Raw genomic sequence first — 767 nt, 5'->3', positions numbered from 1 at the left:
CTGCTTCAGCGTGGCGATGATCTGTGTCTCGGTGAACTTCGATGTGCGCATGGAACCTCCTGACTTGGGAACGATGCCAGAAAGATCTACTTATGCGGTGTCTGCGGATCGGGGGAGCTTACGCACCGATGTCGGCCTGGGCGGTTGGCTGTTGTTGGGTGGGTTCAATGCGATCGCCTGGAGTGCGCTGCTTGGCATCAGCTTCTTGTACCGCCGGCCGATTGCGTTGTTGGTGCCGTGCCTGATCGGCTTTGGAGTGCTCGCCTGGGCGCATGCGACCGTCGATTTACGCGCCGATGCACAGTCGGCATTGGCGCTGATCTTCATTCCGGTTTACGCGTTGCTGCCAATCACATTGGGCGGCGTACTCGGCTATCTGCTGGACCGAAAGCTTCGGCGCAGCGCGATGCCCTGAGACTGCGCTCAAGTGCCGGCGTCAACATGCTTGCGGCACTGTTCGATGATGCGCATGCGCCCATGTGCAGCGCAGTGATCCGGGGATGTCATCGGATGTTCCCTGCGCACGATGGACGGCGCACGCCCCGCTAAAGCGCTGCTGTATCCGCAGTCGGGGCAACGCTGCGTCGTCGCGGGCGACCGCCATGCACGCGAGTCCCGCTTGCTCGCGTTCGCTTATTGCAAGACTAGGGCCTGTTAACACATCCGAAGCCCATCAACGACTAGGACGAAGCTGAGGAATCCAAGGAACATGACATCCAGCTTCTCGAAGCGCGAGAAAATCCGGCGGTAGCCTTTCAAGCGACGGA

The 767-nt window shown here is 60.2% G+C and carries 1 protein-coding gene and 1 pseudogene; one reads left to right on the top strand and one right to left on the bottom strand.

Translation table 11 applies throughout. The features are described 5' to 3' along the window. Positions 1-73 precede the first annotated feature (73 nt). Positions 74-415, top strand: coding sequence for a hypothetical protein (locus tag F7R02_RS25695; protein WP_338117390.1), 342 nt, complete (start codon positions 74-76; stop codon positions 413-415). Positions 416-654: 239 nt separating this feature from the next. Here F7R02_RS25695 and F7R02_RS25690 read toward each other — a convergent pair. Next, positions 655-767 (bottom strand): annotated as a pseudogene (locus F7R02_RS25690) (IS5-like element ISCARN85 family transposase); the annotation flags it as partial.

Origin of the sequence: Xanthomonas cissicola (assembly GCF_008801575.1) — a bacterium.
Classification (GTDB): Bacteria; Pseudomonadota; Gammaproteobacteria; order Xanthomonadales; family Xanthomonadaceae; genus Xanthomonas; species Xanthomonas cissicola.
This window is presented reverse-complemented; position numbering and strand designations above follow the sequence as displayed.